Annotated in this window: 23 protein-coding genes; 16 read left to right on the top strand and 7 right to left on the bottom strand. The window is 65.9% G+C overall.

The window, feature by feature from the left end:
• The first annotated feature begins 9 nt into the window (after positions 1-9).
• Positions 10-531: a photosystem I assembly protein Ycf3 gene (locus KUL97_RS12560; RefSeq protein ID WP_010305014.1), complete on the top strand. Its 522-nt coding sequence runs from the start codon at positions 10-12 to the stop codon at positions 529-531.
• Positions 532-541: 10 nt separating this feature from the next.
• On the opposite strand, the gene radA is transcribed toward KUL97_RS12560, so the two are convergent.
• Entirely contained in the window at positions 542-1,975 is a 1,434-nt protein-coding gene (radA, locus tag KUL97_RS12555) for a DNA repair protein RadA (protein WP_217797275.1), read from the bottom strand.
• Between the two features lie 98 nt (positions 1,976-2,073).
• Between radA and rpaB the strand changes: the two genes are divergently transcribed.
• The 5 genes from rpaB to KUL97_RS12530 all read left to right on the top strand — a co-directional run bounded on the left by rpaB (position 2,074) and on the right by KUL97_RS12530 (position 6,948).
• Positions 2,074-2,835 carry a response regulator transcription factor RpaB gene (gene rpaB / locus KUL97_RS12550; RefSeq protein ID WP_217797274.1) on the top strand — a complete coding sequence of 254 codons (762 nt, stop codon included), beginning with the start codon at positions 2,074-2,076 and terminating at the stop codon, positions 2,833-2,835.
• A complete protein-coding gene (gene plsX / locus KUL97_RS12545; protein WP_217797273.1) occupies positions 2,816-4,159 on the top strand; it encodes a phosphate acyltransferase PlsX in 1,344 nt (447 codons plus the stop codon). Before rpaB ends, plsX begins: the two co-directional genes overlap by 20 nt.
• Positions 4,160-4,226: 67 nt before the next feature.
• Positions 4,227-5,219, top strand: a complete 993-nt coding sequence (locus tag KUL97_RS12540; protein WP_217797349.1) for a beta-ketoacyl-ACP synthase III — start codon at positions 4,227-4,229, stop codon at positions 5,217-5,219.
• A 62-nt stretch (positions 5,220-5,281) separates the two neighbouring features.
• Positions 5,282-6,172 carry an ACP S-malonyltransferase gene (gene fabD / locus KUL97_RS12535; protein ID WP_217797272.1) on the top strand — a complete coding sequence of 297 codons (891 nt, stop codon included), beginning with the start codon at positions 5,282-5,284 and terminating at the stop codon, positions 6,170-6,172.
• A gap of 8 nt (positions 6,173-6,180) precedes the next feature.
• Complete coding sequence (locus tag KUL97_RS12530; protein ID WP_254896445.1) at positions 6,181-6,948, top strand: 1-acyl-sn-glycerol-3-phosphate acyltransferase; 768 nt, start codon at positions 6,181-6,183, stop codon at positions 6,946-6,948.
• On the opposite strand, the gene KUL97_RS12525 is transcribed toward KUL97_RS12530, so the two are convergent.
• From KUL97_RS12525 to KUL97_RS12515, 3 genes are all read right to left on the bottom strand, one after another.
• On the bottom strand, positions 6,890-7,372 hold the full coding sequence (locus KUL97_RS12525) for a YdcF family protein (protein ID WP_254896520.1): 483 nt from the start codon (positions 7,370-7,372) through the stop codon (positions 6,890-6,892). The genes KUL97_RS12530 and KUL97_RS12525 overlap by 59 nt on opposite strands.
• A 161-nt stretch (positions 7,373-7,533) precedes the next feature.
• Complete coding sequence (tsaB, locus tag KUL97_RS12520; RefSeq protein ID WP_217797271.1) at positions 7,534-8,175, bottom strand: tRNA (adenosine(37)-N6)-threonylcarbamoyltransferase complex dimerization subunit type 1 TsaB; 642 nt, start codon at positions 8,173-8,175, stop codon at positions 7,534-7,536.
• On the bottom strand, positions 8,172-8,423 hold the full coding sequence (locus tag KUL97_RS12515; protein WP_217797270.1) for a Ycf34 family protein: 252 nt from the start codon (positions 8,421-8,423) through the stop codon (positions 8,172-8,174). Before KUL97_RS12515 ends, tsaB begins: the two co-directional genes overlap by 4 nt.
• Here KUL97_RS12515 and KUL97_RS12510 point away from each other — a divergent pair.
• The 3 genes from KUL97_RS12510 to KUL97_RS12500 all read left to right on the top strand — a co-directional run bounded on the left by KUL97_RS12510 (position 8,422) and on the right by KUL97_RS12500 (position 11,291).
• Positions 8,422-9,705 carry a CCA tRNA nucleotidyltransferase gene (locus KUL97_RS12510; RefSeq protein WP_217797269.1) on the top strand — a complete coding sequence of 428 codons (1,284 nt, stop codon included), beginning with the start codon at positions 8,422-8,424 and terminating at the stop codon, positions 9,703-9,705. The genes KUL97_RS12515 and KUL97_RS12510 overlap by 2 nt on opposite strands.
• A gap of 204 nt (positions 9,706-9,909) precedes the next feature.
• A complete protein-coding gene (locus KUL97_RS12505) occupies positions 9,910-10,338 on the top strand; it encodes an RNA-binding protein (protein WP_217797268.1) in 429 nt (142 codons plus the stop codon).
• Positions 10,339-10,346: 8 nt separating this feature from the next.
• Positions 10,347-11,291: an alpha/beta fold hydrolase gene (locus KUL97_RS12500; RefSeq protein WP_217797346.1), complete on the top strand. Its 945-nt coding sequence runs from the start codon at positions 10,347-10,349 to the stop codon at positions 11,289-11,291.
• Here the strand turns inward: KUL97_RS12500 and KUL97_RS12495 are convergent.
• Positions 11,279-12,202: a phytoene synthase gene (locus KUL97_RS12495; RefSeq protein ID WP_217797267.1), complete on the bottom strand. Its 924-nt coding sequence runs from the start codon at positions 12,200-12,202 to the stop codon at positions 11,279-11,281. The two genes, KUL97_RS12500 and KUL97_RS12495, sit on opposite strands and share 13 nt — an antisense overlap.
• Before the next feature lie 4 nt (positions 12,203-12,206).
• Positions 12,207-13,607, bottom strand: coding sequence for a 15-cis-phytoene desaturase (gene pds, locus KUL97_RS12490; RefSeq protein ID WP_217797266.1), 1,401 nt, complete (start codon positions 13,605-13,607; stop codon positions 12,207-12,209).
• Positions 13,608-13,736: 129 nt separating this feature from the next.
• Here pds and ndhM point away from each other — a divergent pair, with 129 nt between their 5' ends.
• A complete protein-coding gene (ndhM, locus tag KUL97_RS12485; protein WP_217797265.1) occupies positions 13,737-14,084 on the top strand; it encodes an NAD(P)H-quinone oxidoreductase subunit M in 348 nt (115 codons plus the stop codon).
• A 95-nt stretch (positions 14,085-14,179) separates the two neighbouring features.
• Positions 14,180-14,725, top strand: a complete 546-nt coding sequence (locus KUL97_RS12480) for a DUF3172 domain-containing protein (protein ID WP_254896519.1) — start codon at positions 14,180-14,182, stop codon at positions 14,723-14,725.
• Here the strand turns inward: KUL97_RS12480 and KUL97_RS12475 are convergent.
• Positions 14,716-15,711 (bottom strand): LysR family transcriptional regulator, encoded by a 996-nt coding sequence (locus KUL97_RS12475; RefSeq protein WP_217797263.1) that lies wholly within the window; start codon positions 15,709-15,711, stop codon positions 14,716-14,718. The genes KUL97_RS12480 and KUL97_RS12475 overlap by 10 nt on opposite strands.
• A gap of 140 nt (positions 15,712-15,851) precedes the next feature.
• On the opposite strand from KUL97_RS12475, the gene KUL97_RS12470 reads away from it, so the two are divergent.
• The 5 genes from KUL97_RS12470 (at position 15,852) to KUL97_RS12450 (ending at position 21,980) form a co-directional block, all read left to right on the top strand.
• The gene (locus KUL97_RS12470; RefSeq protein WP_217797345.1) at positions 15,852-16,553 is read left to right on the top strand and encodes an NnrU family protein; all 702 of its coding nucleotides are present in this window, start codon (positions 15,852-15,854) and stop codon (positions 16,551-16,553) included.
• A 46-nt stretch (positions 16,554-16,599) separates the two neighbouring features.
• Positions 16,600-18,612: an NAD(P)H-quinone oxidoreductase subunit 5 gene (locus tag KUL97_RS12465; RefSeq protein WP_217797262.1), complete on the top strand. Its 2,013-nt coding sequence runs from the start codon at positions 16,600-16,602 to the stop codon at positions 18,610-18,612.
• A gap of 377 nt (positions 18,613-18,989) precedes the next feature.
• Complete coding sequence (locus tag KUL97_RS12460; RefSeq protein WP_217797344.1) at positions 18,990-20,597, top strand: NAD(P)H-quinone oxidoreductase subunit 4; 1,608 nt, start codon at positions 18,990-18,992, stop codon at positions 20,595-20,597.
• A gap of 77 nt (positions 20,598-20,674) precedes the next feature.
• Entirely contained in the window at positions 20,675-21,034 is a 360-nt protein-coding gene (locus KUL97_RS12455) for a lipopolysaccharide assembly protein LapA domain-containing protein (protein ID WP_217797261.1), read from the top strand.
• 64 nt (positions 21,035-21,098) lie between these two features.
• The gene (locus KUL97_RS12450; protein ID WP_217797260.1) at positions 21,099-21,980 is read left to right on the top strand and encodes a segregation/condensation protein A; all 882 of its coding nucleotides are present in this window, start codon (positions 21,099-21,101) and stop codon (positions 21,978-21,980) included.
• Positions 21,981-21,996: the final 16 nt, after the last annotated feature.

Genomic DNA, 21,996 nt, shown 5'->3' with positions numbered 1-21,996 from the left:
CAGATCGCCGTGCCCCGCTCTCAGCGCAACGACAACTTCATCGACAAGAGCTTCACGGTGATGGCCGACCTGATCCTCAAGGTGCTGCCCACCAACCAGCGCGCCAAGGAGGCCTTCGCCTACTACCGCGACGGGATGAGCGCCCAGGCTGATGGTGAATACGCCGAAGCGCTCGACAACTACGCCGAAGCGCTGAAGCTGGAGGAAGACCCCAACGACCGCGCCTTCATCCTCTACAACATGGCGCTGGTGTACGCCAGCAACGGAGAGCACGAGAAGGCCCTAGAGCAGTACGGCCAGGCCCTCGATCTCAACAGCAAGATGCCCCAAGCCCTCAACAACATGGCGGTGATCCACCACCACCTGGGCTCCTTGGCGGAAGAAAACGGCGACGGCGACCTGGCTGATCGTCACTTCGATCAGGCCGCTGATCTGTGGACCAAAGCGATCCGCTTGGCCCCGAACAACTACATCGAGGCCCAGAACTGGCTCAAAACCAGCGGCCGCGGCAACGTCGACGTGTATTTCTGAGGCAACCGCCTCAAGCTCGATCGTCGGCGGGGTTCACCCCAAGGGCCGCCACCAGCGCCTCCGCCACCCCGCCGGCCTCCAGCAGCTGCAGATCCAGGCCCGCCGCCAAGCGCCCCAGACCACTGCCTTTGGGCACCACCGCACGGCGGAAGCCCAAGCGGGCTGACTCCTGAAGGCGCTGCTCCAGCTGCGCCACCGGCCGCAGCTGCCCGCCGAGGCCCAGCTCACCGATCAGCACCGTGCCAGGCGGCAGGGTGAGATCCCGGTAGCTGGCCACCACCGCTGCCGCCACGCCGAGATCGGCCGCAGGCTCCTCCACCTCCAGGCCACCGGCCACGGCCAGATAGCAATCGAAGCGCGACAGGGGCAAACCCAGGTGTTTTTCCAGCACCGCCAGAATCTGGTGCAGGCGGTTGGTGCCGATGCCGGTGGCGGTGCGGCGCGGGCTGGAATAGCTGGTGGTGCTCACCAGTGCCTGGAGCTCCACCACCAAAGGCCGTGTGCCTTCACAGGCCACGATCGTGGCGGTGCCGGCGCTGGGTTCATCGCTGCCGAGAAACAGCTCGCTGGGGTTGAGCACCTGGGCTAGGCCCTGGCCGCGCATCTCAAACACCCCCAGCTCGTGGGTGGCGCCGAAGCGGTTCTTCACGGCCCGCAGCAGCCGGTGGCTGGCGAAGCGATCGCCTTCAAAGGTGAGCACCGCATCCACCAGGTGCTCCAGCACTTTGGGCCCAGCGAGCATGCCCTCCTTGGTCACGTGGCCCACCAGCAACAGGGCCGTGTCTTGCCGCTTGGCGATGCGGGCCAGGGCCGCGGCGCATTCGCGCACCTGGGCTACGGAACCGGGGGCGCTGCCGAGCTCGCCGTCGTGGAGGGCCTGGATGCTGTCGATCACAGCCACCGCCGGGCGCAGCGCTTCGAGCTCCTGCAGCACCAACTCCAGGTCGGTTTCCGCCAGCAGCTGCAGGCCGGGGCCGCCAGCCGGGGCCAGCTCCCCTTGCTCCTCCGCCAGACGACGCCAGCGCAACTTCACCTGCTGCGCCGATTCCTCCGCACTCACATACAAAACGGAATGGCGGGCAGCCATCGCCTGAGCGCTCTGCAGCAGCAACGTGCTTTTGCCGATGCCGGGGTCGCCACCCAGCAACACCAGCGAACCAGGCACCAACCCACCGCCGAGCACACGGTCCAGCTCGCCGTAGCCGCTGCCCAGCCGCTGCAGGGGCCGATCGCCCACCGCAGCAATCGGCTCGGAGCGCCGCGGTGCAGCGGGGATGGCAGCTTCAGCCAGGGCGGCAACAGGCCGGCGGCGGCGGTTGTCGGTGGGGGTTGCCGCCTGCTCCACCAGGGTGTTCCAGCTGCCGCAACTGCTGCAGCGGCCGAAGAACTGGCGGGTCTGGGCTCCGCAGCTCTGGCAGACGTAAAGGCTGGTGGCGCGGGCCAAAACGGTGTATGAAGAAAGGTGGCTGCCGCAGAACCCGGAGGCCTCGCGACCTTTTCAGTAGGTCGAACTACTTAACCCCGTCCACAACGAGTGGCGCAATGACGGCCTCAACCGGCACAACTGCCTCCGCCGCCAAGGAAACGATCCTGGTGGTGGACGACGAAGCCAGCATCCGCCGGATTCTGGAAACGCGGCTCTCGATGATCGGCTATCAGGTGGTGACCGCCTGCGACGGCCAGGAAGCGCTCGAGGCCTTTCGCCGCACCAACCCCGATCTGGTGGTGCTCGACGTGATGATGCCGAAGCTCGATGGCTACGGCGTCTGCCAGGAGCTGCGCAAGGAATCGGACGTGCCGATCGTGATGCTCACCGCCCTGGGCGATGTGGCCGACCGCATCACCGGCCTCGAGCTCGGCGCCGACGACTACGTGGTGAAACCCTTCAGCCCCAAGGAGCTGGAGGCCCGCATTCGCTGCGTGCTGCGCCGGGTGGAGAAAGACAGCGTGGCCGGCATCCCCAACTCCGGCGTGATCCAGGTGAGCGACCTGCGCATCGACACCAACAAGCGGCAGGTGTACCGGGGCGAGGAGCGCATCCGCCTCACCGGCATGGAGTTCAGCCTGCTGGAGCTGCTGGTGGGCCGCAGCGGTGAGCCCTTCAGCCGAGGCGAAATTCTCAAAGAAGTGTGGGGCTACACCCCGGAGCGTCACGTGGATACCCGGGTGGTGGATGTTCATATCTCCCGGCTGCGCTCCAAACTGGAAGACGATCCGGCCAACCCCGAGCTGATCCTCACGGCCCGCGGCACCGGTTATCTGTTCCAACGCATCGTTGACGCCGTTGCCCCCGAAGCCCTCTGACGTACCAGGTTCCGGCACCGGCAGCCGCCGCGGCCGCCCCCGCGCCATCCGCCGCCTGGTGATCTGGTATCGCCGTAATGCAGCGGTCACGAGCCTGGTGGGTACGGCGACGGCCACGGCCAATGCCGCCGGGTCGATGGCGGGCTCCGTGGCCGGCAGCGCCGCCGGTGCCGCAGCGGGAGCGGCCAACACCGTGCTGCAGCCACTGGTGTTCGACCCCCTGCGCCGCCTGCAGCGGGGCGTGGGGGGCAGCGAAGGCACACCGATCAACGATGCCGATCGCCTCTGGGTGGCGGTGGATGGCATGGGCGGCGACTACGCCCCCGGCCCGATCCTGGAAGGCTGCTTGCGGGCGGTGCGGCTCCTGCCACTGCGGGTGAAATTCGTGGCCGAGGCTGAAGCCGTGGCCACCGCTGTGGCCGAGCTGGAGCTCAGCGAGGAACTGGAGGCGGCGCAGCAGGAGGGTCTACTGGAGCTGGTGCCCAGCGGTGTGTCGGTGGGCATGGATGAAGAAGCCACCGTGGTGCGCAAGAAGCGCGACGCCAGCATCAATGTGGCCATGGACCTGGTGAAGGCCGGTAAGGCCACGGCCGTGTATTCAGCCGGCAACTCTGGCGCCGTGATGGCGTCAGCGATCTTCCGGCTCGGGCGCCTCAAGGGGATCGATCGCCCCGCCATCGGCGCCCTCTTCCCCACCAAGGATCCCGAGCAGCAGGTGCTAGTGCTCGATGTGGGCGCCAACATGGATGCCAAACCGGCCTACCTGCACCAGTGGGCCCTGCTGGGCAACATCTACAGCCGTGACGTGCTGCAGGTGAGCCAGCCGCGCATCGGCCTGCTCAACATCGGCGAGGAGGAGTGCAAGGGCAACGATCTCGCCCTGCGCACCTATCCGCTGATGGCCGCGGAAAGCCGCTTCCAGTTCGCCGGCAACTGCGAGGGCCGTGATGTGCTCTCCGGTGCGTTCGACGTAGTGGTGTGCGACGGCTTCACCGGCAATGTGCTGCTGAAGTTCCTGGAAAGCGTGGGCAGCGTGCTGCTGGATGTGCTCAAGGCTGAGCTGCCCCGCGGCCGCCGCGGCAAGGTGGGGTCTGCGTTTTTGATGAGCAACCTGCGCCGCATCAAGAAGCGCCTCGACCACGCCGAGCACGGCGGGGCCCTGTTGCTGGGCGTGAACGGTGTGTGTGTGATCGGCCATGGCAGCAGCAAGGCTCTCTCGGTGGTGAGCGCCCTGCGCATCGCCCACTCCGCTGCCAACCACGGTGTGATGGAGGATCTGCAACAGCTCAGCGAGAGCGAGAGCCCTGCCGTGGCCTGTGGTTGACTGACCGCACCGTTGGGCTGATCCGGTGGGGCTGGGCCAGACAAACAGCACCGTGAACAGCTGCGGCATGGCCCTGGTGGGCTGCGGCAGTGCCGTGCCCGCCATCAGCGTGAGCAATCAACAGCTGAGCGAACGCGTCGACACCAGCGACGAGTGGATCCGCACCCGCACTGGCATCGGCGCACGCCGCATCTGCGCGGCCGATGAACCGCTCACGCTGCTCGCCAGTCGCGCCGCCCAAGCAGCCCTGGACCACGCGGGCTGGGCACCCGAGGATCTGGATCTGATCCTGATGGCCACCTCCAGCCCCGACGACCTGTTCGGAATGGCGCCGCGGGTGCAGGGCGCCATTGGTGCCCGCCATGCCGTGGCCTTTGATCTCACCGCCGCCTGCAGCGGCTTCCTGTTTGCCCTGATCACCGCCGGCCAATACCTGCGCAGTGGTGCCATGCGCCGGGCCCTGGTGATCGGCGCCGATCAACTCAGCCGCTGGGTGGATTGGGACGATCGCACCACCTGCGTGCTGTTCGGCGATGGCGCCGCTGCCGTGGCCGTGGAATCCTGCCCCGCCGAGCAGGACGGCCTGCTCGGCTTCCGCATGCACTCTGATGGCAGCCGCAACAGCTGCCTCACCCTCGCCCAGACCGATACACACACCGACGTGCTCGGTGGCGTGAGCGCCCAGGTGGGGGGCTTTGCCCCGCTGCGCATGAACGGCCAGGAGGTGTACAAGTTTGCGGTGCGGGAAGTGCCGGCGGTGCTCAAGGAGCTGCTGGAGAGCACCGGCACCCCCGCCTCCGATCTCAATTGGCTGCTGCTGCACCAGGCCAACCAGCGCATTCTTGATGCCGTGGCCGATCGTTTTGCCATTCCCCACGAGCGGGTGCTGAGCAACCTGGCCAGCTATGGCAACACCTCAGCGGCCACCATCCCATTGATGCTGGATGAGGCGGTGAAGGATGGGCGGGTGAAACCCGGCGATCTGATCGCCAGCAGTGGCTTTGGGGCTGGCCTGAGCTGGGGCGGCGCGCTGCTGCGCTGGGCTGGTCCGCAGGGCTGAGCCGGCCGGGCCCTCGGCCCCGCCGCGTAATCTCCCCCCCACACAGTGCAACGCGTGCGGCCATGGGTATCGCCTGGGTGTTTCCCGGACAGGGCTCACAGAAGCTGGGCATGGCCGCCGGGGTGCTCGAGCTGCCCGGCGGCCGCGATCGCTTCGCCGCCGCTTCCGACCTGCTGGGCCGTGATCTGCTCGCCATCTGCGCCGGTGAAGCCGACGGTGAGCTGAGCGATCTCAACGACACCCGCAACACACAGCCAGCCCTCTTCGTGATCGAGAGCTTGCTGGTGGATGGCCTCAAGGCCCAGGGCCGCAGCGCCGATCGGGTGGCCGGCCACAGTCTGGGCGAGCTGGTGGCCCTCTACGCCGCAGGCGTGTTCGATGTGAACACGGGCCTGCAGCTGATGAAAACCCGCAGCGAACTGATGGCGGCGGCCGGCGGCGGAGCCATGACCGCCGTGATGGGCTTCGATCGCGCCGAGCTCGATCAGCTGGTGGCCGCCACCGAAGGGGTGGTGATCGCCAACGACAACAGCAGCGCCCAGGTGGTGCTCTCCGGCAGCCCCGAGGCGGTGGCAGCCGTGAGCGGCCAGCTCAAATGCAAACGCGCCATCCCCCTGGCGGTGAGTGGGGCCTTCCATTCACCCTTCATGCAGAGCGCCGCGGATGCCTTTGCGGCGGCACTGGAGGCCGTGCCCTTCGCCGATGCTGTGATTCCGGTGCTGAGCAACACCGATCCCACCCCCGAAACCAATGGCGCGGCCCTCAAGCAGCGGCTACGCACCCAAATGACCACCGGCGTGCGCTGGCGCGAAACGATGGAGGCCTTCAGCACCTCAGGCATCGACACCGCCGTGGAGATCGGCCCCGGCAACGTGCTGAGCGGCCTGATCAAGCGTGGGTGCGAGGGGATCACCACCGCCCAGATCAGCGGCGCCGCCGACCTGGGGCTGTGAGCGACCCCATGCAGCGGCCGGGCAGCCGGCCGGTGAACGCGGTGAAGCGAGTGCTGCGCCGCCGGCGCAAACCCGCCGAACCACCAGCCCTGCTGCGCACACCGAAACCCAGCCTCACCTACCGGCTGGTGAGCTATCTGCTGGTGTTCCCGATCTACCGGCTGCTGTTCCGCGGCCGGACCGCCGGCAACACCAATGTTCCCCACGAGGGGGCACTGGTGGTGGTGGCCAACCATGGCTCCCATCTCGACCCGCCGCTGCTGGGCCATGCCCTGGGGCGCCCCGTGGCCTTCATGGCCAAGGCTGAGCTGTTTCGAATCCCGATCTTGGGACCGATCATCCGCGCCTGCGGCGCCTATCCCGTGGCCCGTGGCGCCAGCGACCGCGAAGCGATCCGCACCGCCACCGATCGCCTTGAGCAGGGTTGGGCCACCGGTGTGTTCATCGATGGCACCCGCCAGGCCGATGGTCGCGTGAACAACCCCCAGCCCGGCGCAGCACTCCTGGCAGCCCGCGCCGGGGTGCCGCTGCTACCGGTCGCGATCATCAACAGCCACCGGGCCCTTGGGACAGGCTCCAAGCAACCGCGGCTGCTGCCCGTACACATCCGCATCGGCACACCGATTCCGCCTCCGGCCTCGCGCAAACGGGCCGACCTCGATGCCGCCACCGCCGCCTGCCAGGCCCAGATCAATGCCCTGCTGGATCAGGGGTTGATCAACGGCCCCGCACTCCCTCCAGCATCGGAGCGAACCGCGCTGCCGCCCAGCGCCTGAGATCGCGGCCCGTGAGCACCCACAGGGCCGCGCGGGCCCCGTCGCCCCACACCTTGCGCCAGCCCTCCGGCGTACAACGCGCTCCGCAGGGCACCTCCACCGGCGTGAGGCCAATGCCGCGGCTGCCGGCCACCAGCCGGCCCACGAGCATGGCCCGTTGCATGTGATCGCTGCTCGTGACCAACAGCACATGGCGCACCTTGGCGCGCCGCAGGTCATCCACGATCGAGGTGAAGTTGGTGAGGGTGTCGGTGGCGCGGTAATCCAGCTGCACGCGCCCCTGATCGAGGCCCCGCCGCCCGAACAGCCAGTGGGCATATTCAGGATTGCTGCCGCCACTCACCAGCACCGGTAAACCATCCCGCTCCGCCAACTCAGCCGCCACCCGCTCCCGTTCCACATCACCGCCCAACACCAGGATCATCTGGGGCGGAGGCAAAGGGGGCTGCCACAAGCCGCGGGAGAACACCACCAGCCCGGTGGCGGCCAAGCCCGCCAACAACCAACGGCCACGCCGCGGGCGACGCCGGCGGGCCGGCGGGACAGCCGGCCGCTGGTCTGCACGCGGGCGCGGACGGGAACGCCTCACAGCCCCTCCACCGGGCTGGTGGGATAGAGCGGCAGCACCGGCGCCCAGGGGCCAGCCAGATCCGCAGCATGGGCCAACTGGCCCAACTCCAGCAATTGGCGTGCATCCGCCACTGCATCCACCACAGCAGGAGCACAGGGCGCATCGCCGCCCCAGGACTCCTCAGGGCGCACCAGCCGCGGCGTCTCCAGCTCCGCCACCCCACCGAGGGCGGTGGGATCGAGGCCGTAGCAGCCCACCACGCTGCCGCGGCGGGGCAACACCTGCTCCAGCCACAGCCGCTGACCAGGCGAGGCCGGCTCTTCAGCCGCCAGCAAACGGCGCGCGATCAACAAAAAGCTGCTGAAGCCATGGAGCGGGATACCCAGCTGCTGAGCCAGCGTGCGCGCCAGCACCACCGTGAGCCGGGTCCCGGTGAAGCCGCCGGGCCCTATGGCCACAGCCAAGCGCCCGATTCGGGGCCATTGATCAGCCGGCAACAGCTGCTCCACGCAGGGGAGGAGCTGATTCGACAAGCGCCGGCCCAAGGGGAAACCCTCCACCTGCGCCCCAGCATCCGACTGACACAGGGGCTGCACAGCCACCCCGAGGGTCTCGCTGGAGCTGTGCAAGGCCAACAGCAACGGGGGGCCACTCATGTGGGCACCACCTGATCCGGGCGCAACCGCTGCCAGCGGCCTCGATCGAGCTCAAAACTGCCGCACGCCCGCACATCCCACTCCACCCCCACCTGGCCAGGCGCCAGGTCGAGCACTTGAACGTGAATCCTGGGCTCCTGCGGCACAAACACCGGCGTTGGGGTGAGGTGGGCCACGCCGTGTTGGCGTTCAACCGCGTGGTAGGCCTGGCATTGATCCACCCAGCGGCAATCCACGCAGATGCACATGCCCGGCGCCGCAGCGGATGGGGCCATTGTGAACCCTGCTGGTGCAGCTGAGCAGGCCTGGAGGCGACTGCAACCGGAGCGCTGGCCACTCCCCAAGGAGGCCTTTCCCCAGGAGGCGGCCTTGGTGGGAGGCGCCGTGCGCGATGCCCTGCTGGATCGCCTCGGTGACGCCCCGGATCTGGATGTCGTGGTGGAGGGAGATGCGGTGGCGCTCTGCCGGCAGCTGGGGCGGCGCCATGGGGGCAGCACTGTGGTGCTGGATGCCGAACGCTCCATGGCGCGGCTGGTGATCGGCGGCTGGAGCATCGATTTGGCCCGGCGCGATGGCGACAGCCTGGAGGCCGATCTACACCGGCGCGACTACACGATCAATGCGATGGCGCTGCCCCTGGCGGAGCGCCGGCTGCTGGTGGATCCGCTGAACGGCTACCGCCACTTGCAAGCCAAGCAACTGGTGGCTGTGGCGGAGAGCAACCTGCTCGACGACCCACTGCGGCTGTTGCGGGGGCTGCGGCTAGCGGGCCAGTTGGACTTTGCGCTGGAGCCGAGCACGGCCAGGTGGATCAGTCAGCACCACGCAGCCATAGCCCCTGTCGCGGGCGAACGGGTGCTTGCGGAGCTGGACAAGCTGGCGGCGGCCCCCGGGGGCGAGCCGTTGCTAGCGCGTTGCCTGGAGCTGAAGCTGCTAGTCCCCTGGCGCCGGAGCCCCTGGACCCCTGAAGAAGCCCAGCGGCTAGCGCGGTGCAGTGCCCAGGCGGCACACGAGCGCGGCTGGAGCCAAGCGGAGCGGAGCAGCTTTTTGCCGCTGGCGCGGCTGGCCAACGTGGTGGATGCCGCGGCGCTGGAGCAACTGCGCAGCAGCCGCAAGCTGCAGAAGCAGGTGAGCACCCTGCGCCGCTGGCAGCAGCAGCTGGGGGGCACACAGCCAGCGATGCAGGCGGCTGCGCTCCCAGAAACGGAACGGTTGCAGCTGCATCGAGATCTGGAAGCGAGCTTGCCGGCCCTGGTCCTGGACTGGCCCAGCGATGCCGCCCGCGCCTGGATGGAGCGCTGGCGGGATCCCAGCGATCACCTGTTTCATCCCAGCCCCCCCATCGATGGGCTGAGCTTGCAGCGCGCACTGCAGATTCCACCGTCTCCGGCCTTGGGAGCGCTGCTGCTACACCTGATGCAAGAGCAAGCCTTCGGACGCCTGGACAATCGCGATGCGGCGCTGGAGCAAGCCCGTCGCTGGCTCGAATCTGCTGAAGATGCTGGCGAAAGGGCACCTCGCCGTGATTAACTTCAAACGCAAAGGCGTTTAAGACGACCTGATTCGCGCCAATTCGGACGCTGAGATCTCGCCAGTTCGGTTAACAGCCTTGAAACGCCCATTCCCGCAGCTGCCATACCGGCAGTGCATGAATTGGCGGGCACTTTCCGACCGCGTGGTGTCAGCCCGCAAGGCCAGAACACGTTTTCCCCTCTCTTTCCTCCCTTCCTTCCCATGAGCGTTCGTCTGTACGTTGGCAACCTGCCCCAGAGCTTTGACGCCAAGGAGCTCGACGCTCTGTTCTCCAGCGTGGGTGAAGGGATTCGCTTCAAGGCTGTTCAAGACCGTGAAACCGGCGCTGGTCGTGGCTTCGGTTTTGCCAACGTCGACGACGAGAAAGTGGCCGATGCGGTGATCGAGCAGCTCAACGGCCGTGAGTTCGCCGGCAACGCCCTCCGCATCGAGCGCTCCGAGCGCCGCGATGACCGCCGGGGTAATGATCGCCGCCCCGGTGGTGCCCCTGGCACACCCGCCGTGGCCCGCAAAGCCGTGAACAAAGTGGTGCACCGCGACACCGTGGAAGAAGGCGCTCCCGATCCCCGCTGGGCCGGCGAACTGGCCAAGCTTAAGAACCTGCTCGATAACCAGAAAGCTGCGGTTTGACGACAACCATGGAAGAGCAGTGCTGGACCTGGCGCGGCTTTTCCATTAGATACAGCTGCGTTAAATCGCAAGCCAACGGCTCTTCCCCTGGGAGAGCCGTTCTTTGTATTCATGGTTTCGGAGCCTCCAAAGGGCACTGGCGTCACAACCTGGCTCCCTTGAGCCAAGAGGCAACTGTTTTTGCCATCGACTTACTCGGCTTTGGCAACAGCAGCAAGCCGATCTCCTGCCTGGAGGGAGAGCCGCTGATCCCTGGAGGGGTGCGCTACGGGTTCGATCTCTGGGCGGAGCAAGTGCGCGATTTCTGCCTCGAAGTGATCGGTCTTGGGGATGGAATCGAATTACAACTGATCGGAAACTCGATCGGCGGTGTGGTGGCCCTGAATGCCACACGGCTGTTGCAAGCCATCCACCACGATCCACAGCAAGTGATCCTGATCGACTGCGCCCAGCGTGAACTCGATCTGAAGCGGCTAGACACTCAACCCTGGCCGGCCCGTCTCACACGCCCACTCGTGATGACGGTGGTGCGGCAGCGCTGGATCATCAACAGCCTGTTTCTGGTACTGGCTCGGCCCGCCTTCGTGCGCAGTGTGCTGCAGCAGGCCTACCCCAGCGGCCGCAATGTGGATCAGGAGCTTGTGGATCTGTTGCTGCGCCCCAGCCAACAACCTGGCGCCACCGAGAGCTTTCGCGGCTTCGTGAATCTCTTCAACGACTGGCTGGCACCCCAGCTCATGGAGCAGCTGCGGGTACCTGTGCGCCTGCTCTGGGGCGCTCAGGATCCATGGGAACCCCTTGAGGAAGCGCAGCGATGGGAGCAAAACCACGCCTGCATTCAAGAGCTCACTGTGCTTGAGGGGCTTGGCCATTGCCCCCACGACGAATCACCCGAGCAGGTGAATCCAATCCTGTTGCATTGGCTTCAACTGGGCTGGTGTCAACGCGCCTGAGCTATCACAAACGAACGGGGCAAATCGAGGAACTTACCGGAAGTTGGCACATAGGCGCGGTACTTGAACACGTCGTAGTCCAACTCTTCAATCACATCGAGAATGCCGCGATACAAGCGCAGTGATGCCCAAACCGGCCAGCGCGCATCGGGAGCCAGCCAGCGCACACCCGCCTCCGATCGCGCAAACCAATCACGCGCCCGATTTAACTGAAAGCGCATCAACTCTCGCCAACTGTCATTGAGAGTGCCAGCCATCAGCTCCTCTTCGCTGTAGCCGAAGCGTTCGAGATCTTCTTGGGGCAGATAGATGCGGCCGCGACCACGATCCTCACCCACATCACGCAAGATGTTCGTTAGCTGATTGGCAATGCCGAGCGCTACCGCCGCTTCGCTGGTGTCGGGGGGATGGCTCCAAGGAGCTGAGGTGTAGGCCGGATCGATGCCCATCACCTCTTGGGTCATCAACCCCACTGTGCCGGCAACCCGGTAGCAGTAGAGCTTCAGCTGCTCAAACGTGGCATAGCGATGGGTGGTGAGATCCATCCGCATGCCCTCGATCATGTCGAGATAGGGCTGGATCGGCTGGGGGTAGCGCTCAATCGTGTCGGCCATCACCCGATCGAGGCCATCGCGCACGGTGCCTCGAAAGAGATCGCGGGTGCGCTGCTCCCAGGCATCGAGCCGCTGGGCCAGTTCAGCCTCGGGGCGGGTCATCGCCTCGGGGCTGTCCATCAACTCGTCGGTGCGGCGACACCACACGTAGATCGCCCAGATGGCCCGGCGCTTCGCCGGGGGCATCAACAGGGTGCCGAGATAGAAGGTTTTCGCCCACTCGGCGGTTTCTTGCCGGCAGGCCTCGTAGGCCTCCTCTAAGGAAGGAATCTCTGTTGGGGCAGCAGCCAACGACACAGGCTCAGGCCGCCGCTGGCACCGCTGCAGCCACCGGCGCTGCCGCCACAGCCTCCGCACAGAGCTTGCCACTGAGCACAGCCCCCTCCATCGAAGCGAGATACCGCTGCATCGTGTAGTCGCCCGCCAGGAAGAAATTGGGGATCGGAGACGTTTGATCCGGGCGCAGCTGCTGGCAACCGGGCACAGTTTTATACACCGACAATGGCGTTTTCACCACAATCGCCTTGCGCAGCTTGGCTTGATCGTCGCCCGTGAAGTGCATCGGGAAGAGGCGCTTCAGCTCTTCCATGGTGGCGGCCACGATGTCGTCGTCGCTGCGGCCGATCCAATCCTTGGCAGGAGCGAACACCAGCTCAAGCATCGAACGCTCGGGATCTTCGTATTCCTTGCAGGTGTTGCTCATGTCGGCATACACGCTCAGCAGTGGGCTGCGGCTGAACAGCAGGTGATCGATCTCGGTGAGCTTGCGGTCAAACCAGAGGTGAATGTTGATCACCGGCACACCGTTGAGGCCATCGAGCTTCTTGAAGTAGGGCATCTCCTTCCAAGGCTCCGGCAGCAGCAGCTTGAACGGATCCACCGGCAGGGCGCTCACATAGGCATCGGCCTGCAGGGTGAAGCCCTCCTTGCCCTTAATCCCGCCAATGCGGAAACCGCTCACGGAGCCGTCGGCATTGAGCTCGATCTCACGCAGCGGTGAATCGAGATGCACCTCGCCGCCACGCTCGGTGACGTAATCCACGATCGGCTGGCACAGCCGCTGGGGTGGGTTGCCATCGAGGAAGGCCATCTTGGAGCCATCCCCCTCCTGCAGAAAGCGGTTGAGGGCAGTGAGCACCACGGTGCTGGAGATCTCATCGGGATCGATGAAATTCAGCGCCTTGGCCATGGCGATGAACACCTCATCGTTCACCCGCTCCGGGATGTTGTGCAACTTCAGCCATTCGGTCCAGGAGTACTGGTCGCACTCCTCCACGTACTGCTGCCCGCGCAGCATCGCTGGCACCAGACCCAGACCGAAGGAGATCTTCTCCGGCCAGGTAAGCATGTCGTTGTTACCGAGGATCGCCGCCACACCGTTGAACGGTGCCGGAATGTCGGGGAAATCGAAGCGGCTGTAGGTGCCAGGCGTTTCCTTCTGGTTGAAGATCATCGAGTGGCTCTTCCACTGCAGCCTGTCCTCGATGTCCAGCTCCTTGAACAGCTGGCGCATATTGCGGTAAGCGCCGAAGAAGATGTGCAGGCCGGTCTCGTACCAGTCGCCGTCCTCGTCTTGCCAGGCCGCCACCTTGCCGCCGAGCACATCGCGGGCTTCCACCACCACCGGGGTATGACCGGCGTCGCAGAGGTACTTGGCACAGGCCAGACCGGCCAGACCAGCACCAGCGATGGCGACGCGCATGAAAACCCCTGAATCAGCAATCAACCTTAAGAGGGGGCGATGCTGCGCCGCTTGACCGCCAGGCGCGGGGGCTTTCTAAAGTTGCTCCAGCCGGTCCTTGGGTCTGCCGGCCTGCGCTGCCCTGCCTCCATGGCCGACACACTGCTCAAATCCACCACCCGCCATGTGCGGATCTTCACCGCCCGTGTGGAGAACGGCCAGCTGGTGTGCGACCCCAACCAGCTCACCCTCGATCTCGACCCCGACAACGAATTCATCTGGGACAACGCCAGCCAAGACGCCGTGCAGCAGCGCTTTCGTGAGCTGGTGGAGGCCCACGCTGGCCAGGATCTCAACGATTACAACCTGCGCCGCATCGGCTCAGAACTCGAAGGCCAGATCCGTGAACTGCTGCAGGCCGGCGCCCTCCGCTACAACCCCGATTGCCGGGTGCTGAACTACTCGATGGGCCTGCCGCAGGCCCCCCAGAACGCATGACCCGTTCCCGCAGCAGCCGCGGCTACGACGACGATCGCTACGGCTACCCGGAGGATCGACGCGGCCGCCCCAACCGCGGGCGCGACCCCTATGAGATGCCCAGGCGTGGGGGTGGCTCCGGAGGCGGTCCAGGTGGTGGTTCCGGAGGCGGCGGATTCCAGTTCAACGTGGCCAGTGGAGCGATCCTGGCGGGCGTGTTGGTGGTGGGGATCGGTATCGGCACCGGCATCTCCAGCACTACTCAGGGTGATCAAGGGAATATCGCCAGCTCCCAGCAGCTCGATATGGCGGTACCCGACCCTGAGTTCTGCCGCCAATGGGGGGCGAGCGCCTTCGTGATGGACATCGAGCTGTACACCACGATGAACCCAAGCACCAGCTTCGTGACGCAGCCTTCGCTCAAGCCCGGTTGCGTGATTCGCCGCGAGAACTGGAGCGTGCTGCAGAAGGAGGGTGCGGTGAGCGCCGAGCAGATGCGGCAGTGCAAGCAACGTATGAACACCTTCGCCTACATCGGCTCGGTGAAGGACAAGCCCGTGGTGCGCTGCGTGTATCAGACCGACATCAGCGAGAACAAGTTCCTCACCAAAGGTGTGGCCGACGACACCGTGGGCATCACCCCTGAGGCGGATCAGTTCTGATCGTCACCGCCGGGGTCTGAGCCGGCCGGCTGGTTCTGCAGCAGGGGCCGGCGCAAGGGGCTATCGGGGCTGGCGAACACCGGAAGCACCTCTTTGCGGAAGGCATCAGCAGCCCTCGAGCAGTAGCGCGAGGGGTGGCTGATCAACTTCAGCTGCCGCCGCACGGAGAGATCCGCCAGGGCCGGGCGATGCAGGCTGCCTGCGGCCAGTTCCCGCTCGATCGACACCACCGGCAGGAACGCCGCACCCAGGCCGCTCTGCACAGCATTTTTGATGGCCTCAAAGGAATTGAGCTCCATCTCGATTTTCAGGCGCGACACATCGAGGCCGGAGCGCGCCAACAGTTGGTCCACCATCTTGCGGGTGGTGGATTGGGCATCCAGGCAGACGAAGCCCAGGCGGTAGAGGTCGTCTTTGCTGAGCTCCGCCAGGCGGGCCAGGGGGTGCTTGGTGGGCAGCACCAGCGCCAACTCATCACTGGCATAGGGCACCACCTGGAGGAGCTCGTTCAATTCGCTGGGGAGCTCCCCACCGATGATCGCCAGGTCGATCTGGCCGTTGGCCACGCTCCAGCCGGTGCGGCGGGTGCTGTGCACCTGCAGCTGCACCGCCACCTCTGGATACTTCTGGCGGAACAGCCCGATCATCCGCGGCATCAGATAGGTGCCGGTGGTCTGGCTGGCGCCCACGATCAGTGAACCGCCCTTGAGGTTGTGGAGATCGTCGAGGGCGCGGCAGGCCTCCTGGCACTGGCTCAGGATCCGGTCGCAGTAGCTGAGCAGCAGGTGGCCGGCCTCCGTGAGCTGCGCCTTGCGCCCACCCCGGTCAAACAGCGACACATTCAGCTGCTTTTCCAGATTCTGGATCTGCAGGCTCACCGCCGGCTGTGTCACATAAAGGCTGTCGGCCGCCTTCTTGAAGCTGCCCTCGCTGGCGATCGCCCGCAGGATGCGCAGCTGATCAAGGGTGAAGGGCAGATCAGCCATGCAGGGGCGCAGGGATGCTGCGGGAGTCAGAACTCTAGGGGCCCTCTCGGGTTGCTCAGGCGACTGGGGAGAATCAGCACATTCCTTACGCCAGCCGGCCTGTGACTCCCAGCAGCGATCTCCACCACAGCAGCTGGGTGATGCTGGCGTTGCTGCTGGGCTTTGCCGTGATCCACAGCGGCGGCGCCTCCCTGCGCTACTGGGGGGTGGAGCGCATCGGCGAACGGGCCTGGCGCCTGTTGTTTGCAGCGGTGAGCATCCCCTCCGCCGTGGTGGTGATCGGCTACTTCCTGGCCCACCGCTACGACGGCATCCGGCTCTGGAATCTGCAGGACCAGCCCTGGATCATTCCGCTGGTGTGGATCGGCACCGCCATCAGCTTCCTGTTTCTCTACCCAGCCACCTACAACCTGCTGGAGATCCCGGCGGTGCTGAAGCCGCAGGTGCGGATGTATGCCACCGGGATCATCCGCGTGAGCCGCCATCCCCAGGCGATCGGGCAGATCCTCTGGTGCTGCACCCATCTGCTCTGGATCGGCAGCAGCTTCATGGTGGCCACCTGCGCCGGCCTGATTGCCCATCACCTGTTCGCGATCTGGAACGGTGATCGCCGCTTGGCCAATCGCTTCGGTGCGGCCTTTGAGGAGCTGCGGGCCAGCACCTCCGTGATCCCATTTCGGGCCGTGCTCGATGGCCGCCAACAACTGCAGCTGACGGAATTCCTGCGGCCCGCTCAGCTGGGCATCGCCATCGCCGTGGGCGTGTTCTGGTGGGCTCATCGCTTCATCGGCAGCGGCGCCACAGCCTTCAGCCGCACCGGGCTGGCCCATTGGCTGGGATAAGCGCCTCTCGCGCTGCCTACACTCGCCCTGATTGCTCCAGCGCCGGATGCCCTCGCCTGCCGAACTCGCCTGGCTGATTCCGGTGTTGCCCCTGATCGGGGCAGCGTTGGTGGGTCTTGGGCTGATCAGCTTCAACCGCACGGTGAATCGGTTGCGCAAACCGGTGGCGTTGCTGCTGATCACCAGCGTGGGGGCCGCCGCGGTGCTCAGCTACGCCGTGCTCGCCCAGCAGCTGGCGGGGGCCGGCCCCACCGAAGTGCTGTTCAACTGGGCCAGCGCTGGCGCCTTCACCCTGGAGATGGGCTTCCGGGTGGATGCCCTGGGCGCCGTGATGCTTGCCCTGGTCACCACCATCGCCGTGCTGGTGATGGTGTATTCCGATGGCTACATGGCCCACGACAAGGGCTATGTGCGCTTTTTCACCTACCTGGCCCTGTTCAGCAGCTCGATGCTGGGCCTGGTGATCAGCCCCAACCTCCTGCAGATCTATGTGTTCTGGGAGCTAGTGGGGATGTGCTCCTACCTGCTGGTGGGCTTCTGGTACGACCGCGATGGCGCCGCCAATGCCGCCCAGAAAGCCTTTGTGGTGAACCGCGTGGGCGACTTCGGCCTGCTGCTCGGCATCCTCGGCCTGTTCTGGGCCACCGGCAGCTTCGGCTTTGAACAGGTGGGCAGTGGCCTGCAAGCCGCCATCGCCAACGGCAGCGTGCCCAACGGCATCGCCGTGCTGCTCTGCCTGCTGGTGTTCATGGGCCCGATGGCGAAATCGGCCCAGTTCCCGCTGCACGTGTGGCTGCCCGACGCCATGGAGGGCCCCACGCCCATCTCGGCCCTGATCCACGCCGCCACGATGGTGGCGGCCGGGGTGTTCCTGGTGGCGCGCCTGCAACCGGTGTACGTGCCCTTCCCGGAGGTGCAGGTGGTGGTGGCCGTGATCGGCACGATCACGCTGTTCCTGGGGGCCTCGATCGCCCTCACCCAGATGGATCTCAAGAAGGGTCTGGCCTACAGCACCGTGAGCCAGCTCGGCTACATGATGCTGGCCATGGGCTGCGGTGCCCCGGTGGCCGGCATGTTCCACCTGGTGACCCACGCCTTCTTCAAGGCGATGCTCTTCCTGGGCTCCGGTTCCGTGATCCACGCCATGGAAGAGGTGGTGGGCCACGAGCCCGTGCTCGCGCAAGACATGCGCCTGATGGGCGGCCTGCGCAAGCACATGCCGATCACCAGCAGCACCTTCTTCATCGGCTGCCTGGCCATCAGCGGCATCCCGCCCCTGGCCGGCTTCTGGAGCAAGGACGAAATCCTCGGCCAGGCCTTCGGCAGCTTCCCGGTGCTCTGGGCCGCCGGCTTCATCACCGCCGGCATGACCGCCTTCTACATGTTCCGGCTGTATTTCCTCACCTTCGAGGGCAGCTTCCGCGGCAACGACAAGGCGATGCAAGCGCAGCTAATGGCCGCCGCCGGCAAGAGCTCCGACGAACACGCCGACGACCACGGCCATGCCCATGCGGAGCACCCGCACGAATCGGGCTGGCAGATGGCGATGCCCCTAGCCGTGTTGGCGGTGCCTTCGGTGCTGGTGGGCCTGCTGGGCGTGCCCTGGAACAGCCGTTTCGGCATGCTCCTGGATCCCCACGAGGCCGCCGAAGTGGCCGAGCACTTCAGCTGGGGTGAGTTCCTGCCTCTGGCCGGCGCCTCCGTGGCGATCTCGGTGGTGGGCATCACGGTGGCTGTGCTGGCCTACGCCTTGCGCAAGATCGATCTGGGCACCGCCGTGGCTGGTCGTTTCCCCGCGATCAACGCCTTCCTGGCGAACAAGTGGTACCTCGATGCCATCAACGACAAGCTGTTCGTGCAAGGCAGCCGCAAGCTGGCCCGCTCGGTGCTGGAGGTGGATTCCAAAGTGGTCGACGGCGTGGTGAACCTCACCGGCCTCGTGACCCTCGGCAGCGGCGAAGGCCTCAAATACTTCGAAACCGGCCGCGCTCAGTTCTATGCCCTGATCGTGTTCGGCGGCGTGATCGCGCTGGTGGTGCTGTTCGGAGCACTCGGGTGATGGTCTGAGGCGTTGCCCTTTCGCCGGCTGCCGCTCGCGCTGCGCGCGGCGGATGCCGGCTGCAGGGCAACGCCTCAGACCACCGCAGGGGTGGTGGGGCAGTAGCGCGCCAAGCGAGCGGTAGCCGGCGAAAGCGCTTTTGTTCTGCGCCCTCGCCGCAGCACCCACGAGGCCGTCGTGCCGACAGCCCCCACCCGCGCCGCCTGGGGTGTGTTCGCGGGGCGATGTCCGCCCCCAGCGGTGAGCGCCCCGCGAACACACCCCAGGCACAACGCTCTGTGTGACATCCGCCACTCCACCGGTGCAGCAGCGGAAGTGATTTCTACACTCCGCCCAGAGCCGTTGCCCCGTCTGTGCATCTGGATGTCGCCACACTCCTGGCCGCCACCGCAGGCCAGGGCAGCAGCACCGCTTTTCCCTGGCTGAGCGCCTCGATCCTGTTCCCGATCGGCGCAGCACTCTGCATCCCATTTGTGCCCGACAACGGCGATGGCAAGCAGGTGCGCTGGTTTGCCCTGGGTGTTGCGCTGATCACCTTTCTGATCACCGTTGGCGCCTATCTCACCGGCTACGACCCCAGCAACCCCGATCTGCAGCTGGTGGAGAAGGTGAGCTGGGTGCCCGACCTCGGACTGGAGTGGTCGGTAGGGGCCGACGGCATCTCGATGCCGCTGATCCTGCTCACCAGCTTCATTACGGCCTTGGCTGTGCTCGCCGCCTGGCCGGTGAGCTTCAAACCGAAGCTCTTCTATTTCCTGCTGCTGGCCATGGATGGCGGCCAGATCGCCGTGTTCGCCGTGCAGGACATGCTGCTCTTCTTCCTGGCCTGGGAGCTGGAGCTGATCCCGGTGTATCTGCTGCTGGCGATCTGGGGCGGCAAGAAGCGCCAATACGCCGCCACCAAATTCATCCTCTACACAGCCGGCAGCTCGCTGTTCATCCTGCTGGCGGGCCTGGCGATGGCCTTCTACGGCGGCGATTTCAGCTTCAACTACACGGATCTGATGGCCAAGGGCTTCTCCGTGAAGTTCCAGCTGCTCGCCTACGCCGGTCTGTTGATCGCGTTCGGCGTGAAGCTGCCGATCGTGCCGCTGCACACCTGGCTGCCGGATGCCCACGGCGAAGCCACCGCACCGGTGCACATGCTGCTGGCGGGCATCCTGCTGAAGATGGGCGGCTACGCCCTGCTGCGCTTCAACTGCCAAATCCTTCCGGATGGCCACGCCGTCTTCGCGCCACTGCTGGTGGTGCTGGGGGTGGTGAACATCATTTACGCCGCCCTCACCTCCTTCGCCCAGCGCAACCTCAAACGCAAGATCGCCTACAGCTCGATCAGTCACATGGGCTTCGTGCTGATCGGCATCGGCAGCTTTAGTGCCCTGGGCTCCAGCGGCGCGATGCTGCAGATGATCAGCCACGGCCTGATCGGCGCCTCACTCTTCTTCCTGGTGGGCGCCACCTACGACCGCACCCACACCCTGCAGCTCGATGAGATGGGCGGCGTGGGCCAGAAGATGCGCAAGATGTTCGCCCTCTGGACCGTGTGCTCGCTGGCCTCGCTGGCACTGCCGGGCATGAGCGGCTTCGTGAGCGAGCTGATGGTGTTCGTGGGCTTTGCCACCGACGACGCTTACACGCTGCCTTTCCGAGTGGCGATCGACGGCCTCGCCGCCATTGGAGTGATCCTCACTCCGATCTACCTGCTCTCGATGCTGCGGGAGATCTTCTACGGCCAGGAGAAAGCCGAGCTGGTGGGCCACACCAACCTGGTGGATGCTGAGCCGCGTGAGATCTACATCATTGGCTGCCTGTTGGTGCCAATCATTGGCATCGGTCTCTACCCCCGCCTGATGACCGACAGCTACAAGGCTTCCATGGAAATGCTGGTGGCCAAAGATGAACGGGCGATGAAGGCCCTCAATGCGCCTGCAGGCGCTGGCTTGATCCGCCAGGCCCCCCTGCGGGCACCAGAGCTGGCCGGATAACAAAGCGTTCAGGCGGCGAGATCCGACCAACAGATCTACGTAATCTCCAGAACCAACACCCTGGTGCAGCCCGACCGATGAAGCAGCTGAACTTCCTGCTGATCTTCAGCTTCGGCCTGGCCATGGTGATGTTCACCCTGGAGAACACCGCCCCCACCACGGTGCAGTTCCTACCCGGGCTCAGCACCACGCTGCCGCTGGCGGCGTTGCTGTTGCTGGTGGGTGGGATTGGTGCCACAGCAGCCTGGGTGTTCGCCGTGTGGACCGGTGTGGTGAAGCGCGTCGAGAGCCAGGTGAACCCCGGCGAGGCGGAAGCGCAGCAGGTGCGCATCCGCGAACTGGAGGAAGACGTGCAGCGCTACCGCGCGGCCGTGGACGCCCAACTGGGCCTGTTGCCGGCCGCTGGTGAGAGCACCGCCCAAAGCGAAGCGGCCTGAAGGCAGATCTGGCCTGGCTTTTCAGGCTCCGAGCCGATAGGGTCGGGTAAGTGCAAGCGGATCCGTGGCCACAGATGGCGCCAGACTGGCCATCCGCCTGTTGCAAGACGCCGCTGAACGGGGCGATCTGGATCCCTGGGATGTGGATGTGATCGCCGTTGTGGACGGCTTTCTCGATCAATTACGCCAGCGGATTGAAGTGCCACGGCTGGTGGCCGCCATGGGGCGCGGCGGCAGTTACGAACAGGATCTGGCCGAAACCAGCGAGGCCTTCCTGGCCGCCTCGATGCTGGTGAGTCTGAAGGCGGAGGTGCTGGAGGCACAAACCTTTCCGCCCGAACCCCTTCTCGACGACGACTTCAGCTTTGACTTCGATGCCGAAGGCCAGGGCTGGCTGCTCAGTCCGGGCGTGGAGCTCCCCAGGCGGCCGGAGCGCCACCTGCTGCGCCGGCCCGTGGCGCCGCCCCCCCTGCAGCGACCGGTGACCCTCGGCGAACTGATCCGCCAGCTCGAAGACATTGCCGAGCGGCTGGAGCAGGAAGAGGGGCAGCGGGTCAAACGCCAGCGCAGCAAGCGCTACAGCGACCGGGCGGTGATCGAGCAAGTGGCGGCCCTGGCCCACCGCGAAAAGCTGCCGGAAACCACCGCGGCCCTGAGCCAGTTCCTCCTGCAGTGGCCCCAGTCGCTGGAGTGGACCTGCTTCGAAGGGCTGGTGGAGGCCTGGGCCGCCGTGGCCCCCGAGGATCTCGACAGCGACCGGGTGGGTGTGTTCTGGGCGCTGCTGTTCCTCTGCTCCCAGGGGAAGGTGGAGCTGGAGCAGCAAGGCGGGCTGTTTGGCCCGCTCCAGCTCAAACGGCTGCTCGACGAGCGTGAGAGCGTGCAATTACCCCTGCCTGCGGAGCTGGGGTCAGCTCGGGGGCCGGCTCGAGAGCCGCTGGCGGCCTAGACGCTGTGCGTAGGGT

It is taken from the genome of Synechococcus sp. HK05 (assembly GCF_019104765.1).
In the GTDB taxonomy this organism is placed as follows: domain Bacteria; phylum Cyanobacteriota; class Cyanobacteriia; order PCC-6307; family Cyanobiaceae; genus Vulcanococcus.
Note: the sequence above shows the minus strand (reverse complement) of the source record. Positions and strands in the feature narration are given on the sequence as shown.

Coding starts and splice junctions, on each gene's coding strand:
- rpaB (WP_217797274.1), top strand. CDS start 2,074: ATGACGGCCTCAACCGGCACAACTGCCTCCGCCGCCAAGGAAACGATC.
- KUL97_RS12540 (WP_217797349.1), top strand. CDS start 4,227: ATGGCCCTGGTGGGCTGCGGCAGTGCCGTGCCCGCCATCAGCGTGAGC.
- fabD (WP_217797272.1), top strand. CDS start 5,282: ATGGGTATCGCCTGGGTGTTTCCCGGACAGGGCTCACAGAAGCTGGGC.
- KUL97_RS12530 (WP_254896445.1), top strand. CDS start 6,181: ATGCAGCGGCCGGGCAGCCGGCCGGTGAACGCGGTGAAGCGAGTGCTG.
- KUL97_RS12525 (WP_254896520.1), bottom strand. CDS start 7,372: ATGATCCTGGTGTTGGGCGGTGATGTGGAACGGGAGCGGGTGGCGGCT.
- tsaB (WP_217797271.1), bottom strand. CDS start 8,175: ATGAGTGGCCCCCCGTTGCTGTTGGCCTTGCACAGCTCCAGCGAGACC.
- KUL97_RS12510 (WP_217797269.1), top strand. CDS start 8,422: ATGCCCGGCGCCGCAGCGGATGGGGCCATTGTGAACCCTGCTGGTGCA.
- KUL97_RS12515 (WP_217797270.1), bottom strand. CDS start 8,423: ATGTGCATCTGCGTGGATTGCCGCTGGGTGGATCAATGCCAGGCCTAC.
- KUL97_RS12505 (WP_217797268.1), top strand. CDS start 9,910: ATGAGCGTTCGTCTGTACGTTGGCAACCTGCCCCAGAGCTTTGACGCC.
- KUL97_RS12500 (WP_217797346.1), top strand. CDS start 10,347: ATGGAAGAGCAGTGCTGGACCTGGCGCGGCTTTTCCATTAGATACAGC.
- pds (WP_217797266.1), bottom strand. CDS start 13,607: ATGCGCGTCGCCATCGCTGGTGCTGGTCTGGCCGGTCTGGCCTGTGCC.
- ndhM (WP_217797265.1), top strand. CDS start 13,737: ATGGCCGACACACTGCTCAAATCCACCACCCGCCATGTGCGGATCTTC.
- KUL97_RS12480 (WP_254896519.1), top strand. CDS start 14,180: ATGCCCAGGCGTGGGGGTGGCTCCGGAGGCGGTCCAGGTGGTGGTTCC.
- KUL97_RS12475 (WP_217797263.1), bottom strand. CDS start 15,711: ATGGCTGATCTGCCCTTCACCCTTGATCAGCTGCGCATCCTGCGGGCG.
- KUL97_RS12470 (WP_217797345.1), top strand. CDS start 15,852: ATGCTGGCGTTGCTGCTGGGCTTTGCCGTGATCCACAGCGGCGGCGCC.
- KUL97_RS12465 (WP_217797262.1), top strand. CDS start 16,600: ATGCCCTCGCCTGCCGAACTCGCCTGGCTGATTCCGGTGTTGCCCCTG.
- KUL97_RS12455 (WP_217797261.1), top strand. CDS start 20,675: ATGAAGCAGCTGAACTTCCTGCTGATCTTCAGCTTCGGCCTGGCCATG.